This window comes from Vibrio sp. Vb2880 (genome assembly GCF_033337975.1).
Lineage (GTDB): Bacteria > Pseudomonadota > Gammaproteobacteria > Enterobacterales > Vibrionaceae > Vibrio > Vibrio alginolyticus.
Window position 1 is genome coordinate 22,261 of record NZ_JAWORT010000031.1, and the last position, 22,773, is coordinate 45,033.

20 protein-coding genes are annotated in these 22,773 nt (G+C 45.0%); 14 read left to right on the forward strand and 6 right to left on the reverse strand.

Annotation, left to right across the window (positions count from 1 at the left end; all coding sequences use genetic code 11):
• Window positions 1-32: 32 nt before the first annotated feature.
• Window positions 33-1,139, forward strand: coding sequence for an NADH:flavin oxidoreductase (locus R7M92_RS22475; protein WP_086047323.1), 1,107 nt, complete (start codon window positions 33-35; stop codon window positions 1,137-1,139).
• A gap of 80 nt (window positions 1,140-1,219) precedes the next feature.
• Here R7M92_RS22475 and R7M92_RS22480 read toward each other — a convergent pair whose 3' ends face one another.
• Entirely contained in the window at window positions 1,220-2,110 is an 891-nt protein-coding gene (locus tag R7M92_RS22480) for a LysR family transcriptional regulator (protein WP_005375788.1), read from the reverse strand.
• A 155-nt stretch (window positions 2,111-2,265) separates the two neighbouring features.
• On the opposite strand from R7M92_RS22480, the gene R7M92_RS22485 reads away from it, so the two are divergent.
• The 7 genes from R7M92_RS22485 (at window position 2,266) to R7M92_RS22515 (ending at window position 10,054) form a co-directional block, all read left to right on the forward strand.
• A complete protein-coding gene (locus R7M92_RS22485) occupies window positions 2,266-2,664 on the forward strand; it encodes a RidA family protein (protein WP_005375789.1) in 399 nt (132 codons plus the stop codon).
• Window positions 2,665-2,737: 73 nt separating this feature from the next.
• Window positions 2,738-4,198 (forward strand): aldehyde dehydrogenase family protein, encoded by a 1,461-nt coding sequence (locus R7M92_RS22490; RefSeq protein ID WP_318134341.1) that lies wholly within the window; start codon window positions 2,738-2,740, stop codon window positions 4,196-4,198.
• Between the two features lie 69 nt (window positions 4,199-4,267).
• Window positions 4,268-5,257, forward strand: coding sequence for a membrane dipeptidase (locus R7M92_RS22495; RefSeq protein WP_130545570.1), 990 nt, complete (start codon window positions 4,268-4,270; stop codon window positions 5,255-5,257).
• 109 nt (window positions 5,258-5,366) lie between these two features.
• The gene (locus tag R7M92_RS22500) at window positions 5,367-6,968 is read left to right on the forward strand and encodes a BCCT family transporter (RefSeq protein WP_318134342.1); all 1,602 of its coding nucleotides are present in this window, start codon (window positions 5,367-5,369) and stop codon (window positions 6,966-6,968) included.
• A gap of 101 nt (window positions 6,969-7,069) precedes the next feature.
• The gene (locus R7M92_RS22505; RefSeq protein ID WP_318134344.1) at window positions 7,070-8,806 is read left to right on the forward strand and encodes a hypothetical protein; all 1,737 of its coding nucleotides are present in this window, start codon (window positions 7,070-7,072) and stop codon (window positions 8,804-8,806) included.
• Window positions 8,803-9,534, forward strand: a complete 732-nt coding sequence (locus R7M92_RS22510) for a DUF3726 domain-containing protein (protein ID WP_171342552.1) — start codon at window positions 8,803-8,805, stop codon at window positions 9,532-9,534. The genes R7M92_RS22505 and R7M92_RS22510 overlap by 4 nt, the downstream gene beginning before the upstream one ends.
• 142 nt (window positions 9,535-9,676) lie before the next feature.
• Complete coding sequence (locus R7M92_RS22515; RefSeq protein ID WP_318134361.1) at window positions 9,677-10,054, forward strand: nuclear transport factor 2 family protein; 378 nt, start codon at window positions 9,677-9,679, stop codon at window positions 10,052-10,054.
• Window positions 10,055-10,136: 82 nt separating this feature from the next.
• On the opposite strand, the gene R7M92_RS22520 is transcribed toward R7M92_RS22515, so the two are convergent.
• Together R7M92_RS22520 and R7M92_RS22525 are read right to left on the reverse strand one after the other, a co-directional pair.
• The gene (locus R7M92_RS22520; RefSeq protein WP_262591046.1) at window positions 10,137-11,132 is read right to left on the reverse strand and encodes an ABC transporter substrate-binding protein; all 996 of its coding nucleotides are present in this window, start codon (window positions 11,130-11,132) and stop codon (window positions 10,137-10,139) included.
• Window positions 11,133-11,273: 141 nt separating this feature from the next.
• Window positions 11,274-13,508: a hypothetical protein gene (locus tag R7M92_RS22525; protein ID WP_318134347.1), complete on the reverse strand. Its 2,235-nt coding sequence runs from the start codon at window positions 13,506-13,508 to the stop codon at window positions 11,274-11,276.
• A gap of 427 nt (window positions 13,509-13,935) precedes the next feature.
• On the opposite strand from R7M92_RS22525, the gene artP reads away from it, so the two are divergent.
• The 5 genes from artP to R7M92_RS22550 all read left to right on the forward strand — a co-directional run bounded on the left by artP (window position 13,936) and on the right by R7M92_RS22550 (window position 17,549).
• The gene (gene artP, locus R7M92_RS22530) at window positions 13,936-14,664 is read left to right on the forward strand and encodes an arginine ABC transporter ATP-binding protein ArtP (RefSeq protein ID WP_318134349.1); all 729 of its coding nucleotides are present in this window, start codon (window positions 13,936-13,938) and stop codon (window positions 14,662-14,664) included.
• An 88-nt stretch (window positions 14,665-14,752) separates the two neighbouring features.
• Complete coding sequence (locus R7M92_RS22535; protein ID WP_085568965.1) at window positions 14,753-15,484, forward strand: arginine ABC transporter substrate-binding protein; 732 nt, start codon at window positions 14,753-14,755, stop codon at window positions 15,482-15,484.
• A gap of 1 nt (window position 15,485) precedes the next feature.
• Window positions 15,486-16,175, forward strand: coding sequence for an arginine ABC transporter permease ArtQ (artQ, locus tag R7M92_RS22540; RefSeq protein ID WP_005388570.1), 690 nt, complete (start codon window positions 15,486-15,488; stop codon window positions 16,173-16,175).
• The gene (artM, locus tag R7M92_RS22545; protein WP_005388569.1) at window positions 16,172-16,840 is read left to right on the forward strand and encodes an arginine ABC transporter permease ArtM; all 669 of its coding nucleotides are present in this window, start codon (window positions 16,172-16,174) and stop codon (window positions 16,838-16,840) included. The genes artQ and artM overlap by 4 nt, the downstream gene beginning before the upstream one ends.
• Before the next feature lie 136 nt (window positions 16,841-16,976).
• Window positions 16,977-17,549: a protocatechuate 3,4-dioxygenase gene (locus tag R7M92_RS22550; RefSeq protein WP_318134351.1), complete on the forward strand. Its 573-nt coding sequence runs from the start codon at window positions 16,977-16,979 to the stop codon at window positions 17,547-17,549.
• 74 nt (window positions 17,550-17,623) lie between these two features.
• On the opposite strand, the gene R7M92_RS22555 is transcribed toward R7M92_RS22550, so the two are convergent.
• The 3 genes from R7M92_RS22555 to R7M92_RS22565 all read right to left on the reverse strand — a co-directional run bounded on the left by R7M92_RS22555 (window position 17,624) and on the right by R7M92_RS22565 (window position 21,546).
• Window positions 17,624-19,279 carry an ABC transporter substrate-binding protein gene (locus R7M92_RS22555; RefSeq protein ID WP_318134352.1) on the reverse strand — a complete coding sequence of 552 codons (1,656 nt, stop codon included), beginning with the start codon at window positions 19,277-19,279 and terminating at the stop codon, window positions 17,624-17,626.
• A 330-nt stretch (window positions 19,280-19,609) separates the two neighbouring features.
• Window positions 19,610-20,227 (reverse strand): OmpA family protein, encoded by a 618-nt coding sequence (locus tag R7M92_RS22560; RefSeq protein ID WP_213869714.1) that lies wholly within the window; start codon window positions 20,225-20,227, stop codon window positions 19,610-19,612.
• 5 nt (window positions 20,228-20,232) lie between these two features.
• Window positions 20,233-21,546: a TolC family outer membrane protein gene (locus tag R7M92_RS22565; RefSeq protein ID WP_318134354.1), complete on the reverse strand. Its 1,314-nt coding sequence runs from the start codon at window positions 21,544-21,546 to the stop codon at window positions 20,233-20,235.
• Between the two features lie 374 nt (window positions 21,547-21,920).
• On the opposite strand from R7M92_RS22565, the gene R7M92_RS22570 reads away from it, so the two are divergent.
• Window positions 21,921-22,773: VCBS domain-containing protein (locus R7M92_RS22570; RefSeq protein ID WP_318134358.1), on the forward strand; the 853-nt coding region annotated here is incomplete at its 3' end.

Consider the following 22,773-nt stretch of genomic DNA (forward strand, 5'->3'; position numbering starts at 1 on the left):
AAAACATAAAGACAACTTTAAGAGGACTGGTTTTGAGCATTTTGTTTTCCGAAGCCCGCATTGGCAACATGACCCTAAAGAACCGTTTTGTGAGAAGCGCAACGTGGGAGAACATGGCGACCGAAGATGGTCATATGACGGCAAAGCTTTACGATATTTACGAAACGCTTGCGAAAGGGGAAGTTGGGCTTATTGTTACGGGTTATGCCAATATCGTTGAAGAAGAGAAACCCAACGCAGGTATGATGGGGATCTACAACGACTCTTTTATTGAAGAATACAAAAAGCTAACAGAGCTAGTACATCAACAAGATTCTAAAATCGTGATGCAAATTGCTTACGGTGGCACCAAAACCACCCATAACGTCGGTGAGCGTGTCATCTTCGCTCCGAGTGACGTGCCTGAGCGTGGTACAAATACGCAAGGCAAAGCGATGACAAAGGACGAAATCGACTACATCGTAAAGGCATTCGCATTGGCGAGCAAACGTGCTCAAGACGCTGGTTTTGACGGCGTAGAGATTCATGCGGCGCACACTTATTTAATTAACCAGTTTTTAAGCCCGTACTATAATCGTCGCGAAGACGAATATGGTGGTGGCTTAGAAAATCGCATGCGCTTTCTTTTAGAAATTTATTCTGAAACCAGAAAGCTGGTTGGAAGCGAATTTCCCATCCTCGTTAAACTGACGGCAACTGAGTTCTTTGACGGCGGTTTAACGTTCGATGAAACTCGCGTCGTCTGTAAGAAACTTGAAGAAGTAGGCGTTGATGCGATCATCGTATCTGGCAATGTTCACGGCAAAGCAAACGAACTTGTTGGTCAAACGTTCGATGGTTACACACTACAAGAAGAAGGTTACTTTCACGAATATGGTCACGTGATCAGTCAGGATGTTAGCATACCGGTGATTACTGTCGGCGGGCTGAGCGACATTGATGCGATTGAGAAAATTGCAGAAAACACAGATATCCAATTTTTTGCTGTGTCACGCCCTTTATTGGCTGAGCCGCAGTTGATCAAACGTTGGAAAGAAGGCAATCGCGCACCAGTAGATTGCGAACGTTGCTCAAAGTGTCGTACCAAGCGTGGTAACTTTTGCGTGGTGTATAAGAACCGAAATCGTCGCAAAAAATAAAACGAAGCGACTACACAAATACAAATTAGCCTCCACTCTGAATATGGAGGCTTTCAATTATCCGCATGTTAATCGAACCATTATTTATCTTCTTTTTGATAGTTTAAATAATGCACACAAAGATCGTGAAATGCTTTAGCTTGAGGCGAGATCGTGCGATCGGTTAACGTAAATATACCAATTTGCCTTTCAAGTGGTGGATCGATAAGCGGAATCCAAACCAAGCGTGTTTCATTGGTTGGGAAAGCAAGCTTCGGTAGGGTCGTGACACCAATCCCAAGTTCTAAGACAGAAAACAGCGAAGTAATATTTTCGACCGAATAGAGCGCTTGCTGACTCAGAGCTCTTGCTGGGGTTGGATCGAGAAGTGTACAAGTGCCGTTACGGATAAAGGGTTGTTCCAACAAAGTTTGCCACTCGATTCCTTCTGGATGACTCGCAATAGGGTTGTCCTTTAAACACACCACGCCTATTGGATCGGCTAACAGCGGTGTAAAGTCAATGCCGCCCTCATCGAGGTGAGAGGGGTTACCGAGCGCTAAGTCGACTTCACCGGAGAGTAGGCGAGCCTCGACGCCAGCGGCATTATCGTCTATCAAGCTTACTTCTACATTTGGATACTGTTCGCAAAAGGCGCCCAACACGCTAGGAATGAGCTTCGCTGCAACAGAAGGAACGCTCGCAATTCGCACTCTCCCTTGCTGTCCGGCAGCGGCTGCTTTGAGATCGTTGTCTAGTGCACTGTAGATATTGAGAAACTGAACCACTTTGGGAAGACAAATTTCACCAAACGGGGTCAATTTGGTTTTGTTTCCGGGTTCAAACAGCGTTTGCCCTAGAATTTTTTCAAGCTCTTTTATCGATGTTGACAGTGCCGCCTGAGAACGATTTGCACGATGTGAAGCGGCTCGAAAGCCTCCTTCCTCGACTACCATCACAAAATGCATTAATTGTTGAAGCTTAATACTCATCCCTAATGCCTCTTAATCCCTTTATTTACGTTATTTTAAACAGAGTGATAAGTTTAATTTATCAAATGTCAAAAATTTACCGTTAGATTTATCGCCTGTCAATGTGCATCATTTAACCATATTGAAACAAAGCTGTTACAAAGGTTGAAAGGCACGTGAATACTCCTACTAAAAAACACCCAGTTAAAACCAGTCTATTTGCTTCTAAAGCGCCGCTTGAATGGGCGATAGTCAACAACGGAACCCTGTATACGGCTCAAATTCCTATTGATGACACAGGCGCGGTTGTGGAAGGCGGTATCGAAGCACAAACACGTCAAACCTTTAACAATCTCATTCACACCCTGGAGTGTGCAGGGGAGTCTTTGGACTCGGTGTTGCAGGTCCTGATTTATGTGACTGACAGAGAATACTTAAAGACCGTTAACCAAGTGTACGCGGAATATTTTGAAGCGCCGTACCCAAATCGCGCCGCCATGGTGGTTGCAGGGTTAGCGCGAGAAGAGATGTTGGTGGAGTTTGTTGTCTACGCGTCGGCAAGCCAACCAGAATAAATCCAATAAGAATAATTAGAGATCAGTGAGTGAGTGGCTTGCCATCACAAATCGGAAGAACAAGGAAAGAACCATGACTTTTATTAACAATGTTCAAGCAGAAAAATCCCTCTATATAGCAGGTGAATGGCAATCGGGCATGGACACCATCGCCAATATTAACCCTTCTGATATCAGCGAAAACATTGGCGATTTCGCACAAGCGAATGTGTCGCAAGTAGAGCAAGCGATTCAAGCGGCTAAATCAGCGCAGCCAGAGTGGGAAAAAACACCAATCGAGCGCAAGCAAGCAGTGCTACAAGCGATTGGTGATGAGCTCATTGCACGATGTGACGAATTGGGCACCTTGCTTTCGCGTGAAGAAGGTAAGCCATTTGCTGAAGGTCGAGGTGAGATATACCGTGCTGGCCAATTCTTCCAATACTTTGCTGCTGAGGTTCTGCGTCAAATTGGCGATAGCGCTGCTTCCGTCCGTCCAGGTGTCTCCGTTGAAGTTACTCGTGAAGCCGTCGGCGTTATCGCCATTATCTCTCCTTGGAACTTTCCAACAGCAACAGCGGCTTGGAAAATCGCGCCAGCACTTGCGTTTGGCAACAGCGTCGTCTGGAAGCCTGCCAACCTAACCCCAGCAAGTGCCGTTGCGCTGACAGAGATTATCCATCGCCAAGGTTTACCTGCCGGCACGTTTAACCTCGTTTTGGGTAGCGGTTCGCAAGTCGGTAATACCCTTATTAATTCGAAGGAAGTGAACGGCGTGAGCTTCACTGGTTCTGTGGGCACTGGCCGTAAAGTTGCAGCGGCAACGGCACCAAATTTTGTGCGTTGTCAGCTAGAGATGGGTAGCAAAAATGCGCTCGTAGTGGCAGATGATGCAGACATTCAGATTGCTGTCGAAGCGACAATCGCAGGCTCATTCTCGGGTGCAGGTCAAAAGTGCACCGCGTCTTCTCGTCTTGTGGTTATGGACGGAATTCACGACGCGTATGTTGAGGCGCTAATCAAACGCATGAGTGAACTTAAAGTGGGTCACGCTCTAGAAGAGGGCGTATTCATGGGCCCTGTTGTTGATGGTAACCAGCTGAATGCGAACTTTGAGTGGATCGAAAACGCACGCCAAGCAGGCGCGGAGCTGGCTTTCGGTGGTGAGCGTCTGAGCCTAGAGCATGACGGTTACTACATGTCACCAACTCTGTTTTTAAATACACAGAATGGCTGGGAAGTGAACCAAGAAGAAGTCTTTGCGCCAATGGCGAGCGTGATTCGCGTTTCTGATCTGGATGAGGCAATTGCAGTCGCGAACGATACGCGCTTTGGCCTGACAGGCGGCATTATCACGCAAAGCCTGCGCAATAGCGCGATCTTCAAACAGCAAGTCCAAACGGGCTGCGTCATGGTTAACTTGCCAACTGCGGGTACAGATTATCACGTGCCATTTGGTGGCCGTAAAGAATCTAGCTTTGGCCCTCGTGAGCAAGGTCAGTACGCCAAAGAGTTCTACACCGTGGTGAAAACCGCTTATCAGCGCCCTTACTAAGAACAGCAGGGTAGCTGATGGTGTCAGCTGCCAGCACGAAAAGGCTAAGAAATTGTTTAAGGAGTGGTTATGTACCAACAACGGATTGTGATTGACGGATTGCAGTACTGCAATTGGGATCGAGAGTATTTCCAAACGCTTAAGGCGAGTGGCATTACCGCCGTTCATGCCACCATCGTCTACCACGAAACTGCGCGCGAAACCTTAACGCGTTTTGCTGAGTGGAACTTGCGCTTCGAGCAAAATGCGGACCTCATCATGCCTATTTATTCAATGGCAGATGTAGAAAAAGCCAAAGCAGAAGGCAAAGTCGGCATCTTCTTCGGCGCGCAAAATTGCTCACCTATCGATGATGAAATTGGTCTGATTGAAGTGATGCGCCGCCAAGGTCTGCTGATCATGCAACTGACCTACAACAACCAAAGCTTACTGGCGACAGGTTGTTACGAACCAAACGATTCCGGCGTAACTCGCTTTGGTAAGCAAGCGATTGAAGAGATGAACCGAGTCGGGATGATCATTGATATGTCCCACAGCGCGGAGCGTTCGACGTTGGAAGCTATCGAGCTCTCTTCGCGTCCAATTTGTATCAGCCATGCTAACCCGACGTTTGCGCATGACGCACTGCGCAACAAGTCCAACACCGTGATCAAAGCACTGACGGAGCGCGGTGGTTTGATTGGATTCAGTTTATATCCGTTCCATTTACCAAATGGCAGCCAGTGCACGCTGGATGATTTCTGCCAGATGGTAGCGAAAACCGCAGACATGTTTGGCGTCGACCATTTAGGCATCGGTAGTGATCTGTGCTTAAACCAACCGCAACAAGTATTGGAGTGGATGCGCAACGGGCGTTGGTCAAAAGCGATGGATTACGGCGAAGGTTCAGCAAGTAACTCGGGATGGCCAGATGCGCTGCCATGGTTCTGCGGCAGTGCAGGGATGGAGAACATCTATAACGGATTAATGGGTCACGGATTCAGTGAATCTGAGGCTGGAAAAATATTGGGTGAAAACTGGTTCAACTTCCTTAAAGAAGGATTAGAGCCTATTTCATAGCATTCCCCAAAGTAGGAACCGCCTGCCCACATAATAACAATACGGCAGGCGTAAAACTCACATTTGTAGCCAGTCTTTGGCTGCTGCAAAGAACCTCTGGAGCCAGAGTATGTCTGATTTAACCAATAGCATGAAAGCTTCCACGATGAGCGTGTCATCGGGCAAGTCAAAAGCAAAACACAACACATCAACAACAGAAAACACGACGGACAAATTAGGACTGAATAACCCGGCCTTTTGGTATAGCGGTGGTTTCATCGCGTTGTTCGTTGCTATTGCACTTTATGACGGCGAGCTGTTATCTACGATCGTTAACGCCGGTTTTAGCTGGGCAGTTCAGGTGTTTGGTCCATACTGGCAGTTACTGCTGCTTCTCACTTTTCTTATTGGTCTTGGCTTGGCTGCAGGGCGAACAGGCAAGGTGATGTTGGGCGGGATTGCAAAACCAGAAATGGATTCTTTCCGCTGGATGGCGATTATTTTCTGTACCTTATTGGCTGGTGGTGGTGTTTTCTGGGCCGCGGCTGAGCCTATCGCGCATTACGTTAGCCCACCCCCTTTGTACGGCGCGCAAGATAACCCGCAGCAAGGTGCGGTGAATGCGTTGTCACAATCCTTTATGCACTGGGGCTTTCTAGCTTGGGCGATTGTAGGTAGCTTAACTTCCATCGTGGTGATGCACCTACATTACGACAAAGGTTTACCACTAAAACCCCGTATTTTGCTTTACCCAGTCTTGGGTGAACGAGCACTTAAAGGCCAACTCGGTGCATTGATTGACGCGTGCTGCATTATCGCGGTAGCCGCGGGCACCATCGGGCCCATTGGGTTTCTAGGCTTGCAGGTTAGCTACGCGTTAAATGCGCTGTTTGATATTCCTGATGGCTTTACCACTCAGCTTATCATCATCTTGTTTGCGATTGCGCTTTACACCTTGTCAGCACTCAGTGGATTAAGCCGAGGCATGCAACTGCTTAGTCGTTACAACGTGATTCTGGCAATTGCATTGATGGTTTACATCCTATTTTTTGGTCCGACGAATTTTATCTTTAACGGATATATTCAAGGTGTAGGGAGCATGCTGGATAACTTTATCCCAATGGCGACCTATCGCGGTGACGAAGGTTGGCTAAGTTGGTGGACAGTATTTTTCTGGGGCTGGTTCCTGGGTTATGGTCCGATGATGGCAATCTTTATTGCGCGTATTTCCCGTGGTCGCACTATTCGCCAAGTTATTTCCACCATCAGTATTGTGGCTCCGTTAACCACTTGTTTTTGGTTCACGATTGTGGGCGGCTCAGGCCTTGCGTTTGAAATTGCTGAACCGGGTAGCGTGAGTGCGGCGTTTGAGGGCTTTAACTTGCCAGGTGCTTTGCTTGCAGTGACTCAGCAACTACCAATGCCAATGCTGACTTCAATTCTATTTCTGATTTTAACCACGATCTTCATCGTCACGACGGGCGACTCAATGACCTACACAATCAGTGTCGTGATCAGTGGTGAAACGGAGCCGAATGCGATCATCCGTACCTTCTGGGGAGTAATGATGGGTGTGACGGCACTAATCCTGATTTCTCTTGGCTCTGGTGGCATCTCTGCACTGCAATCTTTCATTGTGATTACCGCGGTTCCGGTTTCGTTGATTCTGTTACCGTCACTTTGGAATGCGCCGCAAATCGCAATCAAAATGGCGAAAGAGCAAGGGCTATAACAATTATCTAATTCAAACAACGTGGAGCTTGTGCGGGTGTTTTCCTCCTGCATCCGCACAAACCCTAGTATTCTTACAATAACAAATAGGTGGTGAGCAAAATGGATGCACATCGTTCTACTTATACGGAAGCAACTATGCGCGATGCAGCGATTGTCATGGCAGCCGAAAGGCTTGGCGCAATGCACCAAAACCGAATCAGCTTTGTTCGCAGTCTGATTCGTAATATGGCAAGCCAAAACTGGCAAGTAACCAAGCATGAGTGGCAGCTTTGTCCTCGTGGTTATGGTCATGTGATTTACAAATTGACCACGCCAGAGCACGTTTATCATTTGGTGGTATTCTGTGATGAAATTGCCGACGACGAGCGTAATGATCGCGTAATTGCTGAAAAGTGGGACGTCACATTTGCACTGGTTCAAGGCGATGTTGATGTTACCTTGTTGGAAAGATTGCGAGAAAATGTACCGCTGCAAGAAGCGGGACGTAATCCAAACAACGTACTTGTTCTTGCTCGCGCAAACAAAAGTGTGCGCGTGTTTGAGCACATTGTTAGCGCGCTTTCTCAAGGCGAGCAGCCTGAGCCGAAAGAGTTAGCGGAAGTGGGTTATATCCTGCGTACCACAGCTGTTTATGGTAACGGAAAGTTTGGTATCGCCGACTTCAAACTGTTAGAGAATAACTCAGATTTCAGCCAGTCTTTTAGTGCGCAAATGTGTGCCGTATATATGTTGCGTGAATTCAGCCTAGATTGGGTGCACTATCTGGCACTTCAACAAGGTGGCGACAACGCGGTGGCTTTGCATCGTGGCTTGCAGCGCTACCTTGGTGTCGGCAATGCTACTGGCTTAGGCATGGCTCCATACTTGATTAATCACCCGTGTATTGTTGACCAATGGATGGCCTCTCGCGAGCGTGCGGTAGCGCGAGTCTTTGCGATGCCGTGTGAAGCGTCGTTCCATGCTCTTTTGCAAGGATTGCTGCAAAAAGCACAGCGTCATTTAGAGCAAGTCATCACCATCAATGAACATCAAGATAGGCTCAATCACCAAGCGATAGCAGACATCAAACAACTGCTATCAGAGCTAACAACGTTAATGGCATCACATCCGAACTGGGCGAGTTTGGTCGAGCAAAAGAAAACAATGAGTGTGGAAGCCCAAGAAATCCTCACCTCTTGCTTGATCGAACTCTACCCATCTTTGGTGGACGAATTTGCTAGCCAAATGAATACGGATGAAACGTTATCGATTCCGGGCGGGAAAAAGATCCAAGACTTACTGGAAGTGTTGCAAAACAAATACCGCTGGGCGATTGATGCGGATTACTCACTGGCCGAGAACAATTATTGGTTCTGGTATCGTTCACAAGACAAAGAAGAGCCAAGGCTTGGTGTTCGTGGCGAGGAAGCAGGAGAAGAAAAAGAGCTGCCGCTTGATATCGGCAGACAAGTGAATCGCTTGTACCACGCTTTGCTTGGTTGTGATGAAGAAATGTCCGTAGCAGAGTTTCTGTTGCAAAATCCGACTTACCGTTCGATCACACGTCGCGTATGGACGTTAGGCAACCGAGCAATGGGTGATATTCAAATGAACGTGCTACGCCAAGATGCACTGCCAATGCACTTATTGCGCTGTAAGTTGGCTATCTTTGGTGCGACTAAATTTGATCCACGCTCGGATCGTTGGGTTCGAGTAACTTTCTTCCAAGGTGCGCCGTTGTTAGATGAAATTCACGACCCTAAACTGGCAGACACATGGATTTTCCCTAGCATGCCGCCGCATGACGAAATTGCGCAAAGTGACAATCAAAAAATCAACGGAGGATTTGCATTATGATCGTCTCTCACAACGAATTGGTGGCCGCGGTTAATAAGGCATTTCTTGGCATGCGCCGTCACTGTGGTGAGGCGGATGTCATTGCGAACATGGTGGCGGACTTGCAAATGGTTGGCTTACATGGAGTTCGTCATTTTAATAACGCCAGTCTATTTCTTGGGTTAGATTCAGACTGCGCCGTATCGGTGACCAACATTACGCCGTCAAGCATAGAGGTAGAACTGCACAACGGGAGTGTAGCGTGTCATTTACCCGCTGTGTTGGATTTCGCACTTGAGAAAATGATTAACCGTAAGTCGATTACCATTACGTTGAAGCAGTGTCATAACCGTTGGTTGGGTTTCAGTGAGTTGTTGAAGCTCTCTGCGAAAGGCATCGCGTGTCGCGCACAATGGGTCAATGGCTCTAGTCCCAAGCGAACGCTTTATGTGTTAAACCGCGGACGAATCGCACCAGAAGTCTTTTTCTCGGATCAGTTTGATGGGCATGATACGGATTTGCATAGTATGGTTATCGAGCTCTCCGTGAACGATTTCGATATCGAGAAAAGTGCACAAGGGTATACCACCCACATTGAAGGTGATGAGTTAAGCCGCACGCAACAAGCTTCTTGGCAAAATGGTATCTTTGTCGAAGACCAAGAATGGGAAACACTGAAACAAACCGCAACCGCGTTGCTGGTGGAGAACAGTGAGCGTTCTATGCTCGGTGCTGGTGGTGTGGTTTAAGCGATGAAAGGCGATGATTCCAAGTTGAAGTGATGAAGGCTGCTGTTTAGCGGCCTTTTTTGTGCGCGATGTTTGGTCACTTCTGAAGTTCAAAGACTATGATTACCGTTATCCGCAAGATGGAGCAACACAGGTAAGAAAAATGGATCTGCAAGAGAATAAAAGAAATGCCATTGCGTTTTACGAAACCGCCTATAGAGGTAACCCAAGAAAGGCAGTTGAAGACTACGTAGGTGATGAGTACATCCAGCACAATCCATTAGTTGGAAATGGCCCCGAGGCTTTTATCGAGTATTTTGAGCGGATGCAAAATAAGTATCCCGATAAAGATATTACGTTTGTGCGAGCCATTGCTGAAGGGAACTTGGTGGCACTACACACTCACCAAACATGGCCTAATGATATTGAATACGTGACGATGGATTTCTTTCGTTTTGATCATAATGGGAAGATTGTTGAACATTGGGACGCTCTGCAAGAGATCCCTAAAGATACATTGAATGGTCACACCATGTATTAACGAGTCGTTGATTAGTCTCCCATGCCGTTTATTCAAACGGTATGGGAGGTTAAATGATTTGTGGCACTCGAAATATTAATCATCAAAGCGCTTTTTCGATTCTCACCGCGACGTCTTCAGATACCCAGCCTTTCCACAAGTCAGGGTAGGTATTAAAGAAGTAAAACATCGCTTCTTCACCGTCCGCGTAGTTATCTTCCATCCAGGCCAGCATTTCACTCATTTGCTCGTTGGTAAATCCGCGTTTCTGCAAGTACGCGAATGCTTGGGGTTCTTTGCTCGCAAACGCCTCAGTTGTTACTGTGCGAACTGGAGAAGGTGGGTACATTGTTACTTTTGGTGAAGCGCAATCAGGCTGAGTGGTACAGTTGCGATACTCTTCCAAATCTGTTCCGCTACCAAAATCCACTTTGACCATATCATACTTGCCCAATACGGGTGTTGGTGACCAGTAGTAACCAAACCAAGGCATTTTGCGATCATAGGCTTTGGCGATGGTACCAGCTAGTGCAGCGCCAGAGCCTGGGTCAACCATCTCAAAGCCGTGCTCACTTAACCCTAATGCATTAAACAAGTGACCGGAGGTGATTTGGCATGTCCAACCAGCAGGGCAGCTATAAAAGGCGAACTTGTCATCATCCTCTGGGTGTTCAAATAGTTTGGCGTGCTTGATGACGCCTTCTATCGTCGCGAGCTCTGGATACTGTTTTACCAGATAGGCGGGAACCCAAAACCCTTCTTCACCGCCATTGACAAGCGATTCACCAGCGATACGCAAGCGTTTATCCGCAATCCCTTTATCAAGTGCTTCTTTAATGCCGTTTGTCCATAACTCTGGCGCAACGTCAGGTTGTCCCTTTTCAATCATAGAGGTGCCTGTAGGAACGCTATCACCAGGGATCAATTCCGCATCGCACTGGTAGCCTTCATTTAAGACAAATTGGTCGATGTGCGCCATTAAGTTGGCCGAATTCCAATTCATGTCTGCGATGGTTATTTTTCCGCATTCGTCCGCATTTGCATGAGTAGATAATGCTGATAGCAGCAGAACAGAGAGCATTGAAGGTGTCGTCTTCATGTGACTGAATTTCCTTGTCGTTGTCATTTACTTCAGTATATACATCGGTTTATAAAGATTCAGTGAACAAGTTTTTTTCAGTGACGTTAAGCATAAAAACGGCGATTTATGAAGTGTTTGGTGAGAAGGGTTTAAAGGGCGTTAATACAGCAAGAACACTCCTTCGTAGCCGCCAATCTCAATATGAGAAACATAGTCGCCGATGTTACCGTCTTGATCTACAGGTCGCATAGGCTCTGGAAGCACGATTGACATCTTCGGTGAGGTGAAATAATCGATATTCTTACCAAAGAAATCAGTTCGATACAGAACTCGGCCTTTGGTGAATTCGCGGGCTAACACCATCTCTGTAGGGCCATGCACCACCACCGTATCGTCTGAGTGATACGCAAAGTACGTATGGGTTGGTAACAAATCGATAGCGCCATTAGGCAAGTCAGGATGAGCCACTTTGCTCATAGAAGCATCTCCAATCACCGTGTAATCGGCAGGATAGGGCGTGCTGGTGGACATCATTAGCGGAGTCGCCTGATACCCCTCTGGTATTTGATTGGCAGGCTCTCCCAAATCAACGGCAAGCAAGGCGCTAGGTTGATAAGCAATATTCTTTGGTACGCCTGCCTTCCAGAAGTTGTCACTTGTTGTGTTATTACTTCCATATAAGTAGCCATTGTTCCACTGATTAAAGTAAATGCGCTCAGGGTGATAGTTTAAGTAGAACACCGCTAGTGCAGAGTATTGGTCCTGTTTCCAATTGTTTTCTGTGTTACCAAAGTATTGAACGCGACCATAACGCGTGGTCGCTTGATAAATCACTTTCTGGCCAGCTTTGGCGAGTGCAGAGTTATCCCAAAATTTAGTCAAGCCAGCATAGCCACTAAAGCCGGTAGCAGGGAAAAGGTAGTGCTCGCGCAAGTACAAGGAGCCAGCGTTAACCAAGTGGTTTTGCCCATTACGACCGAATAAGTTTGCCGTACCTATGTTGAGGCCAATTAACGCATCTTCATCCAGCGTTGCCAGTTTATTCAAGAACGCCGAGAATTGCGCTTTGTAAGCATCGTCAGCAGCTTGGCTACCCGCCACCAAACCAAGTTCATCCACTGTGCCTCCGGAATATATGTAGAACTGATTTGCACCGAGTAACTTATTCGTGTCGTCGTTGTACGCACCATTTAAACCTTGTTTCGCCCATTCAGCTTGGTAATAGTGGCGCATTGTATTGGTAAAAACGGGATTACCGAGATTGGTCAATGCCCATGAAGAGGTTTGATTCCACATACGACCAAATGGAATAACCCGTGACTCCCAACGAAATCGTGCCGTTGCATTCTTATTCGAACGGTTTTTGTATTCATTCCAAGAAAGATAATTGTCTTGGTTTCGATCTGCAGATTTGTCGAAGCCACGAATTTTACGCCAGCGTTGAATGGTTTGACCTTCAGGTGTCTCCGTTGGTGCTCCTGAGATATTGACGGCAGGGAAGCTATCTTTGAGTTGAATGTTTTCGAGACGTGGGCGGTTTTCTATGTTGTCGTCATGCCAAGTAATTTTCGCAACGTAAAGGCGGCCGCCGTCGCGTAAAAAGGTGGAGCCAAAGTACTGACCGCCACCATAAGTTTTTCCGCTACCATCATGCGTTGTAGCGCGAACCCAATCCAAAGGAACAGACCAGCTTACTGTTTGGTTTTTAGTCATGTTCTCAGTTTTGTCTTTTTTAATCGCGAAGCTTTTCCATTCAGTTACCTGACCAAACGAGTCGATAGCAGGAGGGTATTCAATCGTAAAGCTGCCACCCTGAGCAAACTGAGAAAACGTAAAAGTTAAGCGGTCGAACTTCTCTGAGTGATAAACATAGAGGGCACCACCATTATTCGCCTGACCGAATACATCAGCATCCCATGGCGGTGGTTGATATAGCCAAAAACCGGCGTGGTCAGCACTAGCCGTATAACCAACAATCATCGGTTTTCGATTGAGTAATGTATTTTCACCATGGCTTGAGTCGACTTCAGCTAGGATAGTGTCTTCAGAAAAGTGGAGAAAGAAATCTTCGTAGTCAATTCCATTCAGTTCTGCTTGGTTACGTATATCGTTTTCAAGCCAGCTTGAGTTCATGTCGAGTTTTTGGTTGTACATGTAACCAAGTGCTTGTACACGCTCATTATGACTTTTACTTTCGTAAGCGCCGAATACGATATCAGCATAATCCAGTTCCCACTCACGTGTAGCCACAGCAGAGATAGGCTTATCTTGAAGATCAATACCCTGTTCATGCAATCCAGGTAACACGATTGATGTTCTACTCCAAACGCTGGGTATAGAAAGTAAGCTCAAAGAAATGAGTGTAACGAGAGAAAAACAATGCGACTTCAACATGGAGTTATCCCATTAATACTTAGATGACTCAAATTAAGAGTCAGATACAAAGAGAAATTATAGTCCATTCGCGAAGTCGTAATCAGGACCCTGCCATAGAGGACTTTACAGGAAAACTAACAGGGGATGCTGTGCAAAAATGAGCGGGTGTACTTGGAATAGATCATCCTCATAGACTCAAAACTTCCTCTACACGTCAGCACAAAAATAACCACCATTTTAACCTTGTTTCGGTCGTCACCATGTTGTTGGATTTTTCTTCAACAAATTCAGTTAAAACTAACTCTTCAAACCAGTCAGATACTCTGTCTTGGTGGTAGCTGATCATACAAAAAATTAACAAATTAAATTTTTATACATTTTTATTGCATAAAAAGTCCAGTTGGGTAATATAAATACCAAGTGACAATTAATGCGGTATGTCAGCATGACTATTCAGGTAAGCGGAATCAATAAATCCTACGGTGAGACACAAGTGCTTCACGATGTCAGCTTTAAGTGTGAAAGCGGCGAAACACTGGTGTTACTCGGTCCGAGTGGTGCAGGGAAGAGCTCTCTACTACGTGTTCTTAACCTTCTTGAAGGAGCGGATAACGGCCAGTTAAACATCGCTAATGACGCATTCGACTTTTCAACTGAAATCAAAGAGAAGCAAGGTTTAGCGCTTCGTCGTAAAGTGGGCATGGTGTTCCAACAGTACAACCTATGGCCGCATATGACAGTGATGGAGAACCTGATTGAGGCTCCGGTAAAAGTCGCTGGCATGGATAAAGAAGAAGCGAAGAAGCTGGCAATGCAAATTCTTGCGACGCTGCATTTGGCAGACAAAGCGGAAGCATGGCCGATGCAACTTTCTGGTGGTCAGCAACAACGTGTGGCGATTGCTCGTGCATTGATGATGAAACCGGAAGTCTTGCTTTTTGATGAACCGACCGCTGCGCTTGATCCGGAAATTACTAACCAAGTCGTTAAGATTATTAAAAATTTAAGCGAAACCGGAATTACACAAGTAGTTGTGACGCACGAAGTGGATTTCGCCAAGAAAATCGCTAGTCACGTACTGTATTTAGAAAAAGGACACATCGTTGAGCACGGCACAAATGATTCGTTTTCTAACCCGCAAACCGCCCAGTTTGCTGACTACCTAAATCACTAAATCACGTATTTAAAGTTCAGTCTATTTAACAGATAAGCTCGGCTGTCATTGCGAGTGTCAGCCCACTAAGTACACACGGAGTATTGCAATGAAAAAGATTCTACTAGCTTCACTAATCGGACTTGTCTCAGCGAACGCAGCAGCACAAGAAGAGATCAAATTTGCGATGGAAGCGACGTACGCCCCATTCGAATACATGGATGAAAACAACCAAATCCAAGGTTTTGATGTGGATCTGGCGAATGCACTATGTAAAGAAATCGAAGCAAAATGCACCTTCCACAACCAATCTTTTGACAGCCTGATCCCAGCATTAAAATTCAAGCGCTACGATGCGGCAATCTCTGCAATGGACATTACTGAGGCGCGTTTGGAGCAAGTGAATTTCACGAATGCATACTATGACAACTCAGCAGCGTTTGTTTCTATCAAAGAAAAAGTGGCTGATCAAAAAGCACTAGAAGGTAAGCGTGTTGGTGTTCAAAACGGTTCAACACACCAAAGCTACCTGATTGAGCAAATGCCGGGCGTAACCGCGGTTCCTTACTCAAGCTACCAAGACGCGTTCATCGATATGAAAAATGGCCGTATTGATTCTGTATTCGGTGACACAGCAGTCGTAGCAGAATGGTTCAAGAAAGAAGACAACCTAGCTTACGTGGGTGAGCACGTCACTAACCCTAAATACTTCGGTAACGGTTTCGGTATCGCAGTAAATAAAGGTAACGACGAGCTAGTGAACAAGCTGAACACAGCACTGAAAACAGTGAAAGCAAACGGCGAATACGACGTAATCTACAACAAATACTTCGGTAAGTAATATGGCACTAACGGGTTACTCTTTATCGCTTGTTCAAGCTAGTTGGATGACTGTCCAGCTAGCCTTCACAAGCCTTTTAGTCGGTTTGATTCTGGCAGTGGTATTCGCCAGTGGTGAAATGTCTCGCCGCGTTTTCGTTAAATGGCCAATGACGGCGTTTGTGACGATTGTACGCGGTTTGCCAGAAATCCTTGTCGTGTTGTTTATCTATTTTGGTTCGACGCAGGTTCTGTTTTTAATCACCGGCGACTTTATTGAAGTTAGCCCGTTCTTGTCTGGCGTGGTGGCGTTGTCATTGATCTTCGCTTCCTACGCTTCTCAAACTCTACGTGGCGCATTGAAAGCCGTTGGAAGAGGGCAGAGAGAAGCAGCAAGTGCACTCGGCATCAGTCAAGCACACGCTTTTGTTCGCATTGTTTTGCCACAAGCAGTAAGACACGCACTACCAGGTTTAACTAACCAATGGTTGGTTTTGCTGAAAGATACCGCACTTGTATCACTGATTGGCGTAACGGATTTGTTGAAGCAAGCGCAGCTAACATCTGCAGCGACGCATGAAGCGTTTACATGGTACGCGACCGCTGCGGCGATTTACTTAGGCATTACTTTGATTACACAACGTGCCGTCAAACTGATTGATAAGAAGTTCTCAATTCAAGGTATGAGCATGGGACAGGAGGCAACCGCATGAACGAACAACACGTTTGGCAAATGCTGGATGGCTTAGGCACTAGCCTCCAATTGACCGCCGCTTCCTTGGTTGTGGGCTGCCTCTTAGCTTTGATGATGACGCTGACTCTGATCCTACGTACTCCGGGTTTGCATTGGGTAAGTCGTGGCATCATCACCTTGTTCACAGGTACGCCTTTGTTGGTACAGATCTTCTTGGTGTACTACGGTCCGGGTCAGTTTGATGCTGTAAGAGAAAGTGTATTTTGGACATGGTTAAGCCAACCTTGGTTCTGTGCGATGTTAGCGCTAGCGTTGAATACCGCGGCGTACAGTACTCAGTTGTTCAAAGGGGCGTTTAACGCGATTCCTTCCGGTCAATGGCAAGCGTGTCGTGCATTAGGTATGAACAAAACCGCAACACTGAAAGTGCTGTTGCCATACGCTATTCGTCGTGCAGTTCCGGCATACTCGAATGAAGTGATTTTGGTCTTCAAAGGTACGTCACTAGCAAGCACGATTACGATCATGGATTTGATGGGTTACGCGCAGCGCATTAACGCACAAACCTACGATACGTTGACGGTATTTGGTATTGCAGGTGCATTTTATTTAACGGTAAATGGTGTGCTAACTCTCATTTTCCGTCAGGTAGAGAAGAAAGCATTGGCGTTCGAAGCCGCATAAACCTTCAATCAACACTCAATTTAGTTCCACAGTGCCTCTGCAAATGACTCTCTTGCAGGGGCATTTTTTATATTCGTCATGGCAAATCCCTCAAGTTCCACCAAACTTAATTCAACGCAATTGCATTGGTGGCATCATGGAAAGAAGACACTTTTTAGCGCTGTGGACATTGTTGCTCGCACCCTCTTTAAAAGCGAAAACACCAATGCGGCCAACGCCAGCACAAACAGAAGGGCCATTTTATCCAGTGGTGGACATTCCTCTTCGTCAAAACTTGATTCTGCAATCGGAGGGCTTGCTTGGTGAACCTATTGTGCTGCAAGGCAAAGTCGTAGATACATCTGGAAACCCAGTTTCAGGCATCAAAGTAGAAATCTGGCAATGCGATGGGCAGGGGATTTACGATCATCCTAAGCAACCAAATAACGATAAGTTTGATGCGCACTTTGCTGGCTTTGGTGCAGTTTTAACTGACGAAGATGGGAATTACCTTTTTCAAACGTTATTTCCGGTTCCATACAGCTCTCGACCTCCCCACATCCACGTCAAACTATGGCGTGGAGGGAAAGAGTTATTAACGACTCAGCTTTATTTGAAAGGGCGAACTGGTAACGAGTGGTGGGGCGGAAAAGCCCGTGATTATTTGCAGTTTGAGCCTGTCAACATTGATGGTCGAGTCGTCGGTAAGTTCAATTTTGTGCTCGCTTAGTGTGATTAAGCATTATTTTGAAAATTCACATCGTAGATTACAAAAGTAATTAGCAAACAGAAGCTTCTAACAGATTAGTCTTGTCCGCCTCTGACTCTTAGTTTGTAGAAATCGCTGTACCCAGATTTGCGGAGTTGAACACCGCTTACACCTTTCGCTCTGGTGATTTTTTCTTGCCCCCAGAACAATGGTAAGATTGTGGTATCAGCTCTGAGCTCTGAGAGTATTCCCTCCAAACGTTTTTCAGGCTTGGTATCTGAGACTGCATCGTGTACGTGGTTAATGTGCTGTTCAAATTCATCAGAGTGAAGAGAAAATCGAATACCTGTACCTGTTAATAGCCACTCATAAATTCCATAGGTTAAAGGTGGCTCAATAACATCTTCGACAAAGAGCAAGTCGGCTTGTTCTTTTACAAGTTGAGGATTACTAGCGTCAGTTAGCTCCACAAATTCTATATGCAACCCAGTTTGACGGATTAAATCTACGATCCATTGGTTCGCTTTACTTAAATAATCAATCGTCCACTTTGGATGGGTTATGACCAACGTTCCCTCAAGCTGAGGAACATTCTCGTTATGAGAGTTATCATCGAGAATGTGCATTGTTTCCAAGCCATTCGCTTTGGCAAATTCAAATCTACGATTCTCGATAAAAGAAAATAGGCGCTGCCAAGTTTGCTCGCTTAGTGAGCACTCGGCGCGACGATTACGTGCTAGAAAAGAAAATGCCTGAATCATATAACATTCGGTATCGTCAGTTTCCTGGTTATAACTGATGTATTGATCCAGCTCAGTCCCTTGATGAGAGAGCGTTATTTGCTCCAATAATGCCTTTTTTGCGAAATAGTTATGATGTTTCTTCAGTACTATTTTGTCGGTATCCCAATGTCTAAGTACAAACGGGCCAGTACCTATTGTGATACTGCGACCTTTAAAGCTCTTCTGACGTCGAGTAGTGATAGACGCATTTGCGGTTGCTAAGCAGTAAATAAATAAGTTATTAGGCTGCTTTAAGTCAATACGGATAGCTTGTTTGGCATTATCGAAGCTGATACGAGTGACTTGCTGAAGTAATTTTTGGACGGGGCCATCGGTTGTAATGAGCTTATTTAAAGAGTGTACGACATCTTCTGCTTGTAATGTTAGACCATCGTGACAGTAGATATCAGGGCGGAGCCAAATATATATACAACTGCCTTCATTTTTGTACTCACAAGCGAGGTGATTTTTTAATTGACCGTAGTGATCAACGGTAAAAAGAGTGTCATACAAGCTGCGTATTACCTGCAGTTCCGAAAAGCGATAGGTCAGTGAAGGGTTTAGCTCATCTACCCAAGGATACTGGCTGACGATGAGTGTGTTTGAATCTTTGTTTTCTTCTGAAACTTCTGCGAGTGCCTGGCTAAGTGCGTTTACGGCGGTGCTACGATAATGTTCAAGTAATCGTGAGATAACATCAAAGCTACCATTGTTGATTTCATGACGGATCGTAAAGTAGAGCGCTTGATGTATCGTTGCCGTAACTTTTAGTGTACTGGCTTTCCCACGGCCACGACCTGGTTCCCAATGAATCCAATTGTAGCTATCCAGTATTCTCAGTATGTTAGATATATTTCGTCTAGAGGTTGAAAAAACCAGTTCTAAATCGTCGAGATTTACCTGATACGTTTGAGAGTGTTTGTAATGTTTTAATAGCTGGCTCAATCTACGAAGACATGTTTCTGTCATGTTTTATTATGTTTCCTCAATAGATGATTGATGTATTAAAGTTATATAATAAATTGGTTTCATATTATGATGAAGGAAAGGTGATAGCTTAAACCCTTCAGTGCTATTGATTGGCTGTTCTTCTTCCCATTTAAAAGTATTGGTGGTTTTTATTTTGACTCTAATATATTACTACTAATAGAGAGTAAAGGCTCACTTTTAATTTTTACTATAATATTAGAGGGTTATGATTAATGTTAGTGTTTGTTTTATTAGTTGTATCTAATTAGCTAGGCGTAATGACATGAAAAGTAACCCCCGCTCATCTATGTAAATAAGCAGGGGGAAAGTTTATTTTACTTCTGGGAAAGTAGTGAATATCGTCCACTCATCTTTAACCATTCCTTGATGACCGACAACAGTGGCAGTAACGCGGCGGTTTAATGCGTGGCTGACACGATCCATGCCCGGCTCTGCTAACTGTGTGTCGCCAAAAGCAATAATTGCAAGGCGGTTACCTTGGATTCCCTTTTTTATCAATAGATTGCGTACATTCTCTGCACGATGGCGAGATAGGTTTAAATTATAGTCTGCGCGTCCGACCTTACTTGCGTATCCTTGTATCTCTATAGAAGTGGTTGGATACTTTTTAAGAAATGCAGCTAACTCATCTATTTTATTTTTAAAAATTTGGTTAATGAGAGCAGAGTCATTATCAAATAAAATCTTAAGTTGGTATTGCTCTTCTTTATGCAAATAGGTTTCACAACCATCATTGTCCACTTCTGCCCCTATTGGAGTGCCTGCGCAAAGATCGCGAGCGTTTATCACACCATCTTGGTCCAAGTCATTTAGGTCAGCAATCTGATTCGCCTTTGGTATAGGAATGTACGTTAGCTCATCTTGTGCGTATGCATTATGATGACTCATTATGATTAAAGCCAGAGTGATTAGAAGATTCTTTTTCATTGTATTTAGTACTCCACCGATTGAGTCCACTCTTCCGGTATGTCGACGCGCAATGCGTCTAAAAGTTGCCCGGTTGAAGTCAGGGTCCGATATTGTGCGTATTGCTGTGCAAATTGTGTTTCTAAGTAGTTTTTGCGTGATTCAAACAACTCGTTTTCAGTGTTCAGCAGATCAAGTAGGGTGCGCTTTCCAATACGATATTGTTTTTGGTATGCAATAACGGTGTTTGACATGGAATCAACGTGTTGTATTAAAAAAGACTTTTGTTGTTTAGTCAGCTCAAGAGCGCTCCAAGAAAGGCGAAGCTCTTGCTCTACACTTCGGTATGCTCGCTCTCTGAGGTCTTTCGCTTTGTTTAGTTGGTAGGCCATGCTGTCGCTATTCGCTGAGTCCTGGCCACCGTTGTAAAGATTATATCGCATACGAAGCATTGCTTGCGTTTCAGTGTTGAGACCGCTTACTCCACCAACGTCGTCATTCCAGCTTTGTTTCGCTTCAAATGAGATGACTGGAAAATAGTTTGCATTCGCTTGTTTGTATTGAAACCTGGCAGAATCTACGTCTGCGAGTGCAGTTTTTATAACAGGATGATTGTCAAAAGCCTGCGATTTGGCCTCGGCGAGAGAGCTTGGGATGAAGTTTTGGTCTGCGTGCGGAAAAATAAGGTTAGTTGGAACTTCGCCAACTAAGCGAAAGAATGCTGTCTTTGCATCTTTATGATTATTTTGCGCGGCTAAGACGTTACTTTGGGCTTTTGCAAGGCGAGCTTTAACTTGATTAAGATCTGCAACTGAGCCAATTCCTGACTCTGTACGTTTTTTAATATCGGTATATATCCGCTTATGTGTGTTGAGATTGCTAGTTGAAAGCGCAGTTAACTTTTGTGTTTTTACAACATCCAAGTAAGTTTTGATGACTTCTAGCGCAACGTTTTGAGCATCTGCAAGTAACTGATAACGTACAGATTCTGCATCTGCAGAAGTACGATCGATATCATATAAAGTTTTTGAACCATCCCATATCAGTTGAGTGAGACTAATTGCCATATCTTTACGAGTCATTTCCGTATCACTCTTACCTGTTGAGTTGGAAGGGTGAATGCTCTCGTAACCGATACCTGCGTCAATATCGAGGCTAGGTTTATATGCTCCACGCGATTTGTCTATAAGATAACGGCTACTCATGTATTCGTTAAACGCACTTTTGATATCAGGGTTAGTTGCAAATGTTGTAGCTATTGCTTGTTCTAAAGTTTGTGCGCTAGAAACCAGTGGTATTAGCAAACCAAAACACGCGACACTAATATTACTTAGCTTCACTTAAATCTCCCCAAATAATTTTGACGCCAGTTATTTTTAAGAATAAACATTAAAGATTACTAATATTCCAGGGCAAACGTTTTCTCCTGACTTTCGCTTGTGGAATATAAGCTGCTATGTGCTATTTCAATAAAAATTTAATGACAAGTTTAAAAAATATTAAAAATAGGTCGCATAACATATGTTTTTACGGTGCAAAATAAAACAAATTTAAAACATGAAAATTATTGATAGGATAATTGCGTGTTTTAGATGGGTTAATTGATGCTAGCTTACGCCCAATTGTGTATATCGCTTCTTGAAAATAAGTCTTATTACTTTCTTGGTTTTATGGACTTTGAGATTTTTGTATTTACTAAATGAGGTATAAGCTCTTGGTTGGACCATCAAAATTAACCGCACAAACTTATGTTGTAATCGGCCTAGATGGTCAAACTAAAGCTTTTGCGTCTAAAGAAAACTTGCTACCGGGAGAAGTGGTCGTTGAATTAGTAGAAGGGAAGATCCAACCTCAGCATGTATATATTGCTGGCACAGGAGGTGAAGCTCAAACGGATTCTACCGACAAGCTTGCGAAAATATTAGAGGCCATCGAAAAAGGGCAAGACCCGAGTGAATTAGGTGATGAATATGCTACTGAAGCCGGTGAACTTACGGGTTCAAGTTTGACGGCCTCTGGTACTGTTGAACGAACGGGGGCAGAAGTACTAGCAAGTACTTTTTTTGAAACCGCCAGCGTGACGACAGAGCAAAGTACAACGCTATTTAATATTTCTCGATTCACAGCCTCAGAAGTTGGTGAAACTGAAGCGTTGATTGATGGTGAAGATAGAGGTGTCGTTCAAGAAGACGTGACGTTTGAAGCTTCTGGCAACCTCAGTGTTACTGATCGAAACGCAGGTGAAGCGTTATTCCAATCACAGAGTGAGGTTCAAGATAGTCATTGGGGCGTTTTCTCAATTGATGCTTTCGGTAACTGGAATTATCAGCTGAATAATGAGCACGAAGAAGTGCAGGCTTTGGATCATGACAGTGACCCAATCATCAGAAGTATTACCGTTTTATCTGTAGATGGCACTGAGCATGAAGTAGTGATCTCTATTACAGGCACCGAAGACACGCCTATGGTTGACGTTACGTTCACCGGCAAGGTGACCGAAGGCAATCTCGGTGATGTTGCGACCGCAACAGGCACCATCACCATCTCTGATGTTGACAATGGCGATG

Bases quoted from the DNA above. Each gene is read 5' to 3' on its own strand.
- R7M92_RS22480 (WP_005375788.1), bottom strand. From the start codon at position 2,110: ATGAGTATTAAGCTTCAACAATTAATGCATTTTGTGATGGTAGTCGAG.
- R7M92_RS22490 (WP_318134341.1), top strand. From the start codon at position 2,738: ATGACTTTTATTAACAATGTTCAAGCAGAAAAATCCCTCTATATAGCA.
- R7M92_RS22495 (WP_130545570.1), top strand. From the start codon at position 4,268: ATGTACCAACAACGGATTGTGATTGACGGATTGCAGTACTGCAATTGG.
- R7M92_RS22500 (WP_318134342.1), top strand. From the start codon at position 5,367: ATGTCTGATTTAACCAATAGCATGAAAGCTTCCACGATGAGCGTGTCA.
- R7M92_RS22505 (WP_318134344.1), top strand. From the start codon at position 7,070: ATGGATGCACATCGTTCTACTTATACGGAAGCAACTATGCGCGATGCA.
- R7M92_RS22510 (WP_171342552.1), top strand. From the start codon at position 8,803: ATGATCGTCTCTCACAACGAATTGGTGGCCGCGGTTAATAAGGCATTT.
- R7M92_RS22515 (WP_318134361.1), top strand. From the start codon at position 9,677: ATGGATCTGCAAGAGAATAAAAGAAATGCCATTGCGTTTTACGAAACC.
- R7M92_RS22520 (WP_262591046.1), bottom strand. From the start codon at position 11,132: ATGAAGACGACACCTTCAATGCTCTCTGTTCTGCTGCTATCAGCATTA.
- R7M92_RS22525 (WP_318134347.1), bottom strand. From the start codon at position 13,508: ATGTTGAAGTCGCATTGTTTTTCTCTCGTTACACTCATTTCTTTGAGC.
- artP (WP_318134349.1), top strand. From the start codon at position 13,936: ATGACTATTCAGGTAAGCGGAATCAATAAATCCTACGGTGAGACACAA.
- R7M92_RS22535 (WP_085568965.1), top strand. From the start codon at position 14,753: ATGAAAAAGATTCTACTAGCTTCACTAATCGGACTTGTCTCAGCGAAC.
- artQ (WP_005388570.1), top strand. From the start codon at position 15,486: ATGGCACTAACGGGTTACTCTTTATCGCTTGTTCAAGCTAGTTGGATG.
- artM (WP_005388569.1), top strand. From the start codon at position 16,172: ATGAACGAACAACACGTTTGGCAAATGCTGGATGGCTTAGGCACTAGC.
- R7M92_RS22550 (WP_318134351.1), top strand. From the start codon at position 16,977: ATGGAAAGAAGACACTTTTTAGCGCTGTGGACATTGTTGCTCGCACCC.
- R7M92_RS22555 (WP_318134352.1), bottom strand. From the start codon at position 19,279: ATGACAGAAACATGTCTTCGTAGATTGAGCCAGCTATTAAAACATTAC.
- R7M92_RS22560 (WP_213869714.1), bottom strand. From the start codon at position 20,227: ATGAAAAAGAATCTTCTAATCACTCTGGCTTTAATCATAATGAGTCAT.